This is a genomic window from Limnoraphis robusta CS-951 (assembly GCF_000972705.2).
This window is the reverse complement of record NZ_LATL02000099.1, coordinates 1-8677: the sequence shown is the minus strand read 5'-3', so window position 1 is coordinate 8677 and position 8677 is coordinate 1. Positions and strand designations below refer to the sequence as shown.

Here is an 8677-nt window from a genome sequence, read left to right as displayed (position 1 = left end):
ATTCCTGTGGTGGGTCTTTCGGCTTGGCGAGTGAAGGTTTGGGGTTTGAGCCTGTATCCTGTAGATACTTTTCTGCTTACCAGCGACGGGATTACAGAAGTGATGGTCGCTCAACCCAGTACAAATGAGGGACAAACTCATCGCACGATGCTTCATCAAGAGGGATTATGGAAGCTTTTGATGCAGCAAACTGAGCCGTTAAACTTGGAAAATTTACTGGCCTCTGTCCGAGAGCATAGTTCCGTTCAGGAAGATGACCAAACAATACTTGCGCTGGAGGTCTTGTTGACAGATGAAAACTGAGCTTCATGTGCCGAGCGACATTCGATTTTTAACGGTTGTCGAAAATTGGCTGTTGAGTAGTTTGGAGGTGGAATTGGGTCATCACATTGATTGGCCCCGTCAATCCAATCGCTTTCGTTTGGTACTGGCGGAAGCCTACTCAAACGTGATTCGCCACGCTCACAAAGACCAGCCCCATCTACCGATTATCATCCGTCTCGAATTGCAGGAGCGAGATATTGCTCTGGAAGTTTGGGATTGTGGAAGTGGTTATGAAGTGGGTGAATATAGCCCTCCCAACCCGGAAGATCGGCAAGAAAGCGGCTATGGCTGGCTGATTATGAATCGATTGATGGATAGAGTTGACTACTGTTTACAGATTAATGGTCATAACTGTCTGCGTCTAGAAGCCAGTCTGGGAGAAAAAGTCGATGAGTCTGAACAACTCCAAGCTTGAAGATTTACCCGGTTTTTCGGATGAAGCTTAAACCGTTATGCTGTCATATTCTTAACAAAACTTAACTGAAATCTACACAATTTTAATTTTTGTAAATTTTAGTTGCAATATTTTCGAGGGGTAAGTCAATAATATCTGAAATCAGTTTTGATGATATCTCAAGGACAGGAGACGCTCAGTGAATCAGCTTTTTCCACTTGCCCCCCGCTATCGCTTAGATGACGAAACTCCTTGGTTAAAAGGAATTGATCCGTCTCGCCATTATTGGATTAATATCAATGGAGATCAACAACTCACCGTTATTATACCGGGATTAATGGTATCTTCTGCCAGTGAGTTTAAACAAGCCATTCTGTATTGGCGATCGCTGCAACCGGGAGATCAGATGACGATTGAGCGAGCCGCCGGAAGCTGTATTCTCTATTGTATTAGTGAAAACTGCTACGCCATTGAAGATCAAAATGCACCGATCAAAGTTTGGCATTTATTTGATCAAGAAACCATTGAAAGCTTATTGATGACGAGCCATCCCGACTGGAAATGTTCGGCGAAAGATCTAGAACTCGGACGAGAATTACTCACTCGTTCTCTACAACTTCCCAGTAAAGCTTAGATTTAAACGGCTTTCAATCCGAATTTTCAGATGGGTTTTGAGAGGGGTTTTTGAAATTCAACAACTCCTGCAAAGAAGCCAAAAGTTTAACCGTGACAACGGCAATTTCCCCATTGGGATTTAAAATAAATTGCCAAGCGACATTCACCCAAAATAAAGGCGTTTTCACTTTCCCAAACACTTGCACTTGTTGTTGACCATTCTCTAAGGTTTGGCTGACTCCCTCTTGGGGTTTAAGCTGCATTCCTTGAGCTTCTGCTGTTAGGTAGATGGCGATCGCTTCTTTTCCGTGCAGGGAATCTTCAAAGGGTGCTTCTAAGATGCCATCTTCTGCAAATAAAGCCGCAGTTGCTTGAAAATTGCCAGCGTTGAGGGTTTCAAAATATTGGAGAACTTGGGGTTCTGTAATTCCTTCGATTTGCAGTAGACTATCTGAATTTGATAAGGTTCTTGTCNCTTCTGCTGTTAGGTAGATGGCGATCGCTTCTTTTCCGTGCAGGGAATCTTCAAAGGGTGCTTCTAAGATGCCATCTTCTGCAAATAAAGCCGCAGTTGCTTGAAAATTGCCAGCGTTGAGGGTTTCAAAATATTGGAGAACTTGGGGTTCTGTAATTCCTTCGATTTGCAGTAGACTATCTGAATTTGATAAGGTTCTTGTCGGCATAACGTTCAATTCAAAACAGCAAATAAAACAAGAGAACAGCGATCATTTATGTATTTAGATCGCTGCTCTAGATCAATTATATAGCAGAAGTCAGGAGACAGGAGACAGGAGACAGAATTGAAACCTTTATCATAAAAGGATTTGACAGAAAAACAGTGTCCTAATNGAGACAGGAGACAGAATTGAAACCTTTATCATAAAAGGATTTGACAGAAAAACAGTGTCCTAATCAACTCTTTCTCTGCTATAGATTAACTAGGCGAGGGGATCGATTCCCATCCCTGAAACGACATTCCGCAGTACCGTAATTTGTTGACTGAATTCTAACTGCTCAATGGCAGCTAAAACTTGACTTGAAGCGCGAGAAACGGGATAACCTGCGGGTACTCCAATGACAGAGCCTTCTTTCATCCATTCTGCTAACTGATACCAAAACGCCAGTTTAGTGTTAGCGCCAAGAACACCGTAGGCGCGACTGACTGGGGTGTTAACAGAAGCCGCAATGTCACGCATTGCTTTGAGTTGATCTTGGGGAGGCATCTGCTTGATATCATTGAGCAGACCTTCTGCAAATTGGAGACGAGCTGCACCGGGAGCCGCAGGGGTAACAGTCCGACCCATTTTGGTATAGAGGAACCAAAGCACTCCAAGCTGCTGATCGACATTGAGAGCTTTAAAGCTGGCAGTGACACGAGCAACAGCGTTTTGATCGCTGGAAACGAATACTTGGCTAAAACTTGTAGTTGAGGACTCAGTGGTAAAAGTCATAGTAGGTATTGAGACTCCTCTGGTAAATAACCGTTTTTAGGAGCTGACCTTGAGTCTTGCTTCCTTTGGTTCCTATTATGTAACGTTTTTTAAAGTTTTGCAAATAAAACTTGCAAATTGCTTTTATTTGTAATAATAATATATTTTTATGGCAAAATGTAAACGCGATCGCTACATTGAAAGCAACACCTGTGCTATAGCAGAAATCAGGAGACACCGAGACTGGAGACAGAATTGAAACCTTTATCATAAAAGGATTTGACAGAAAAACAGTGTCCTAATCAACTCTTTCTCTGCTATATATAATCCCTACATCCGACGGTCATGTATCCCCCAGTCCAAGCGCATCAAGTCAAGCAGCAAGCCATCACCCTCGGATTTCACAAAGTTGGGATAGCGACTGTTGTTGAACCCAAAGCCGAAGTTGAACGGTTACAGGCTTGGCTGAATCAAGGCTATCAAGCAGAGATGGCTTGGATGGCAAACCCCAGGCGTCAGGATATTCGTCAAGTCATGCCAGAGGTACAGTCTGTTATCTGTGTGGCGTTGAACTATTACACCCCTGACGAACGTCGGGAAGGGGCTGAATATGGCAAGATTTCCCGTTATGGTTGGGGGCGAGACTATCATAAGGTGATGCACCAGAAGTTGAAAGCGTTTTCCAACTGGTTACAAGCCCAAGGAGAAGGCATTCAAGCGCGATATTACGCCGATACTGGCCCGATATCTGATAAAGTTTGGGCGCAACGGGCGGGTATCGGTTGGATTGCGAAAAATAGTAATGTAATTACACGAGAATATGGGTCTTGGGTGTTTTTGGGGGAAGTCTTAACGAATTTAGAATTAACCCCAGATTCTCCCCATACCGAACATTGTGGCACTTGTACGCGCTGTATTGAAGCTTGTCCGACGAATGCGATAACAGAACCGTTTGTGGTGGATGCGAATCGCTGTATTGCTTATCATACAATTGAAAATCGCGCCGAACAGTTACCGGAGAATATTGATTTAAACGGTTGGGTTGCGGGGTGTGATATTTGTCAGGATGTATGTCCTTGGAATCAACGCTTTGCTAAAGAAACTGATGTTGAGGCGTTTCAACCTTATCCGGGAAATATTGACCCAAAATTAAGTGAGTTGGCAGAACTTTCAGAAGAAGAATGGAACGAACAATTTACCGCTTCAGCGTTGCGACGAATTAAACCCCAAATGTGGCGACGTAATGCCAAAAAAAATTTACTGTAGGGGCGGGTTCGAGTTGATGTATGTTTTCCCTGCAAATCAGTTAAATAAACCNAACGTTAAGAAGAAGAATGGAAAGGACAAATTACCGCTACAGCTTTGCGAAGAATTAAGTCCTAAATGGGGAGACGTAATGACAAAAAAAATTTACTGTAGGGGCGGGTTCGAGTTGATGTATGTTTTCCCTGCAAATCAGTTAAATAAACCCGCCCCAGAGCCTTCGGACTTCTTCTCAGGGGGGCGGGTTTATCTCAATCTCTCAGTAGTAGTAAAGATATTGTAGAACCCGCCCCTACAGAATAATTATTGATTAGTCGGACAGATATGACATCAACCCGCCCTCTTTTCGCTTTAAAGTTCAGGGTCGTTTTAAAACTTGAATTTGGGTGTTTTTGAGGTAAGGATTACCTGTAATTCCCGCAAAATATTTTCCGTCTGGACTGACAAATGTGCGCGGGTGTTTAAAATTCACCTTCAATATTCAGGAGCCTTGAAGCATGAAAAACTGTTAGAATGGTGACTTCATCTCCAGTGACTAGATATACAATTCGGTAGCTACCAAAAATGATTTCTCGAATTTCCTCTTGAGAAATTTACGGTACAATTCGTCCAGAAAGAGGAAAACGCTCTAAACGTTCGACTGCTGCAAATATTTGATCTATAAATACTTGAGCAAAACTTGGTGCATCTATAGCAATAAAGTCACCAATTGCTTCCAAATCAGCTAATGCTTGACCTGTCCAATTTATTGTTGCCATGTTTTAACACGTTTTTTGGCTTCGTCGTGAGAAATCACATCACCCGCTTCAACTTGTTTAAGTCCTTGTTCTACTTTATACAAAAAGTAGAGACGTTCCATAACGTCTGAAAACGTAACATCTGCTGGCATTTNTGCATCTATAGCAATAAAGTCACCAATTGCTTCCAAATCAGCTAATGCTTGACCTGTCCAATTTATTGTTGCCATGTTTTAACACGTTTTTTGGCTTCGTCGTGAGAAATCACATCACCCGCTTCAACTTGTTTAAGTCCTTGTTCTACTTTATACAAAAAGTAGAGACGTTCCATAACGTCTGAAAACGTAACATCTGCTGGCATTTCTTCAATGGCTTTCAGAATTTTTTGTTTAACTGTTGAATTGACCATGATTACCTTTTGCTGAACTTTAGTTAATCGGAATTAGGTAAAAGTAGAGTACGTCAAACGATATTAACGCACTCTACTGTTGGGTTTAGAATTCCCCTGCTAAAGCGGCGACGCAGCGTTCACAAATAGTTGGATCTTCAGTAGACTCACCCACATGAACGGAATAATTCCAACAACGATCGCATTTTTCGCCATCAGCTTTCACAACTCCAATACCCAAGTCTTCGGACTCATCGCTGTATTCAAGTCCTTTTAACTTGTTGGGGGTTTCTAACAGTTCAACCTGAGAACAAATAAACAGATAACGCAATTGATCAACGCCGTTATGCTGTTTTAACTCTGTAGTTGATGGGTTTATTTGTTCTAACTGTTTGCGGAAGTTCTCATCAGAAACATACAGTAAAACTTTCGCTTCTAGAGATGAACCAATCATCTTTTCTTTTCGCGCTTTTTCCATGACTTGGTTAACTTCTGCGCGAATTTCCCGCAATTTTTGCCAGAATTTAGCGAGTTCCGGTTGTTTCCAATTTTCCTCTAATTTCACCCAACCTGACTCGAATACCGATGAATAAGGAGTCGCATAGGGTAAATTTTGCCAAATATCTTCCGCCATGTGACAGAGGACAGGTGCGATCGCTTTGGCGAGGTTTTCTAAAGCAACCGCTAACACCGTTTGACAACTGCGACGTCGGAAGGCATTATCTGCACTAATATACAGCCGATCTTTGGCAATATCAAGGTAAAAATTCGACAGATCCACAACACAGAAATTCTGCACCGTTTGGAAGAACCGGAAGAATTGAAACTGATCAAAGGCATCTTTGATTTCTGTAAAAACCTCCGTTATCCGATGCAGCATATATCGGTCTAAATCGGGTAATTCCTCATAACTAACCGCATCTTTTTCGGGGTCAAAATCATGCAAGTTTCCAATTAAAAATCGGGCTGTATTTCTAATTTTGCGGTAGATATCCGCCATTTGTTTGAGGATATTTCCCCCCAACGGGACATCAGTTGAATAATCAACAGACGACACCCACAACCGCAAAATATCAGCCCCATAGGGTGGTTCTTTGTCTTTGTTTTTACCCCCTTCAATCACAATCGCTGGGTCAACGACNAAAATCATGCAAGTTTCCAATTAAAAATCGGGCTGTATTTCTAATTTTGCGGTAGATATCCGCCATTTGTTTGAGGATATTTCCCCCCAACGGGACATCAGTTGAATAATCAACAGACGACACCCACAACCGCAAAATATCAGCCCCATAGGGTGGTTCTTTGTCTTTGTTTTTACCCCCTTCAATCACAATCGCTGGGTCAACGACGTTCCCTAATGATTTACTCATTTTATGTCCCTTTTCATCAAGAACAAATCCATGAGTTAATACGATTTTATAGGGCGCATGACCATAGTTAGCCACACTGGTTAATAAACTGGAATTAAACCAGCCTCGGTGTTGGTCTGAACCCTCTAAATACATATCGACAGGATAACCTAACCCCCGTTGTTTGGCGACTGCTGCCCAGGAAGAACCGGAGTCAAACCAAACATCCATTGTATCGGTTCCTTTGCGGTATTTTGCCGCATCTTGGCGATATTTTTCGGGTAATAATTCCTCAACAGACAGTTCCCACCACGCATCTGAACCTTTTTCAGCGATAATATTTTGAACGTGAGAAATCGTTTCTTCATTCATCAAATGTTCGCCTGTTTCTTCATCATAAAAAACAGGAATGGGTACACCCCAACTGCGTTGACGAGAGATACACCAATCTGAACGTTCCGCCACCATTGGCGTGATGCGATTTTCCCCTTGGGCGGGAATCCAACGCACATTTTGAATGGCTTTTACAGCTTCTTCGCGGAACCCTTCAACGGATGCAAACCACTGTTCAGTTGCCCTAAAAATCGTTGGTTTTTTGGTTCGCCAATCATAGGGATATTTGTGTTGATAGGGTTCTTCTTTAATGAGTGAACCTGCTTTTTCTAAGGCTTTAATAACCGCTTCGTTGGCATCTTTGAGAACATTTAATCCGGCAAATTCACCCGCTTCTGCGGTAAAGTTTCCATCTGCATCTACCGGACACAATACAGGTAAACCATAGCGTTGACCAACGATAAAGTCTTCCTGACCATGACCAGGGGCGGTGTGAACGAGTCCGGTACCGGATTCTGTGGTAACATAATCTCCCCCAATTAATATCGGACTTTCCCGGTCAAAGAGGGGATGTTTGTAAGTGGAATGTTCTAAATCTTTGCCTTTTACCGTTGCTTTTACGGTTAGGTTATTCCCGAAGGTTGCTGATAGACGTTCAACCAATTCTGTGGCAATTAATAAATATTTAAACGGAATGGGATTTTCCGCATTTTTTTGTGTTTCTACCACAGAATACATTAATTCAGGGTTCAACGAAACGCCTAAATTTCCGGGAATTGTCCAGGGTGTTGTTGTCCAAATCGCGACACCTAAATCGGGTAGAAAAGGCGTTAATTCTGATTTAACTGCTTCCGCCAAGCTAGTCATTGGAAAAGCCGCAAATAAACTGCGAGAAACATGACCCTCTGGATATTCTAATTCAGCTTCAGCTAGGGCTGTTTTTGAACTCGGACTCCAATGAACAGGCTTTAATCCTCTATAGATATAACCTTTGAGAACCATCTGGGCAAACACGCCAATTTGGGCGGCTTCGTATTCTGGTTTTAGGGTTAAATAAGGATTATCCCAATCTCCCCACACTCCATATCTTTTGAAAGATTCTCGTTGTTGGTCAACCGTTTCTAGGGCGAATTCTTTTGCTTTTTGACGCAAGGTTAACGGGGTGAGTTGTTCCCGTTCCGACTGTTTCATTTGTTGTAAAACTTTCAATTCAATCGGCAAACCGTGACAGTCCCAACCGGGAACATAACGCACTTTTCGCCCTTGCAAAATTTGGTAACGGTTAATAATATCTTTAAGAATTTTATTGAGGGCATGACCAATATGTAAGGCACCATTGGCATAGGGCGGCCCGTCATGTAAAATAAACGCATCGCCCGGATTATTTTCGGATAAACGTTCGTAAATTTGATGTTCTGCCCAAAATTTTTGTAATTCTGGTTCGCGTTTGACAGCATTTGCCCGCATATCAAACTTTGTCTGTGGCAGGTTCACCGTATCTTTGTAAGATTTGGCTGCCATTTCTTGTTCTTTTCCGTTTACATCGCTACGTTCAGCCATAATTTACCCTTATTTGCGGCTAGCTTGCAATACAACCTTTAGTTTACCGTAGAAGTCTACGGCACTGTCAGATTACGTCGTTGTCGATCAGATGTAATTTACATACTACAATTATAATATAGCAGAGAAAGAGTTGATTAGGACACTGTTTTTCTGTCAAATCCTTTTATGATAAAGGTTTCAATTCTGTCTCCNTTGATTAGGACACTGTTTTTCTGTCAAATCCTTTTATGATAAAGGTTTCAATTCTGTCTCCTGTCTCCTGTCTCCTGATTTCTGCTATA

General features: G+C 42.2%; 10 protein-coding genes and 2 pseudogenes. 5 read left to right on the top strand and 7 right to left on the bottom strand.

The window, feature by feature from the left end; translation table 11 throughout:
• From WN50_RS09045 to WN50_RS09035, 3 genes are all read left to right on the top strand, one after another.
• Positions 1-303, top strand: a 303-nt coding sequence (locus WN50_RS09045; protein ID WP_152964752.1) for a SpoIIE family protein phosphatase, incomplete at its 5' end; no start/stop codon positions are given.
• The gene (locus tag WN50_RS09040) at positions 293-739 is read left to right on the top strand and encodes an ATP-binding protein (protein WP_046282046.1); all 447 of its coding nucleotides are present in this window, start codon (positions 293-295) and stop codon (positions 737-739) included. The genes WN50_RS09045 and WN50_RS09040, both read left to right, overlap by 11 nt.
• Positions 740-917: 178 nt before the next feature.
• A complete protein-coding gene (locus tag WN50_RS09035) occupies positions 918-1352 on the top strand; it encodes a hypothetical protein (RefSeq protein ID WP_046282047.1) in 435 nt (144 codons plus the stop codon).
• A gap of 13 nt (positions 1353-1365) precedes the next feature.
• Here the strand turns inward: WN50_RS09035 and WN50_RS09030 are convergent, their stop codons facing one another.
• From WN50_RS09030 to WN50_RS09025, 3 genes are all read right to left on the bottom strand, one after another.
• Entirely contained in the window at positions 1366-1761 is a 396-nt protein-coding gene (locus tag WN50_RS09030; protein ID WP_342586745.1) for a nuclear transport factor 2 family protein, read from the bottom strand.
• 47 nt (positions 1762-1808) lie between these two features.
• A partial coding sequence (locus WN50_RS33305) for a nuclear transport factor 2 family protein (protein WP_160315363.1) occupies positions 1809-2016 on the bottom strand: 208 nt, incomplete at its 3' end.
• Between the two features lie 255 nt (positions 2017-2271).
• On the bottom strand, positions 2272-2784 hold the full coding sequence (locus tag WN50_RS09025) for an orange carotenoid protein N-terminal domain-containing protein (RefSeq protein ID WP_046282049.1): 513 nt from the start codon (positions 2782-2784) through the stop codon (positions 2272-2274).
• Positions 2785-3108: 324 nt separating this feature from the next.
• On the opposite strand from WN50_RS09025, the gene queG reads away from it, so the two are divergent.
• Complete coding sequence (queG, locus tag WN50_RS09015) at positions 3109-4029, top strand: tRNA epoxyqueuosine(34) reductase QueG (protein WP_046282051.1); 921 nt, start codon at positions 3109-3111, stop codon at positions 4027-4029.
• Between the two features lie 52 nt (positions 4030-4081).
• A partial coding sequence (locus WN50_RS35925) for a hypothetical protein (RefSeq protein WP_235440886.1) occupies positions 4082-4309 on the top strand: 228 nt, incomplete at its 5' end.
• A 178-nt stretch (positions 4310-4487) separates the two neighbouring features.
• Here WN50_RS35925 and WN50_RS35920 read toward each other — a convergent pair.
• The 4 genes and pseudogenes from WN50_RS35920 to ileS form a co-directional block, all read right to left on the bottom strand.
• Positions 4488-4784, bottom strand: a pseudogene (locus WN50_RS35920) (type II toxin-antitoxin system RelE/ParE family toxin).
• Positions 4785-4980: 196 nt separating this feature from the next.
• Positions 4981-5172: a hypothetical protein gene (locus WN50_RS08995; protein WP_046281705.1), complete on the bottom strand. Its 192-nt coding sequence runs from the start codon at positions 5170-5172 to the stop codon at positions 4981-4983.
• Between the two features lie 85 nt (positions 5173-5257).
• A pseudogene (locus tag WN50_RS08990) lies at positions 5258-6292 on the bottom strand (class I tRNA ligase family protein); the annotation flags it as partial.
• A gap of 1 nt (position 6293) precedes the next feature.
• The coding region (gene ileS, locus WN50_RS08985) for an isoleucine--tRNA ligase (RefSeq protein WP_049558825.1) at positions 6294-8354 on the bottom strand (2061 nt) is incomplete at its 3' end.
• Between the last annotated feature and the right edge of the window lie 323 nt (positions 8355-8677).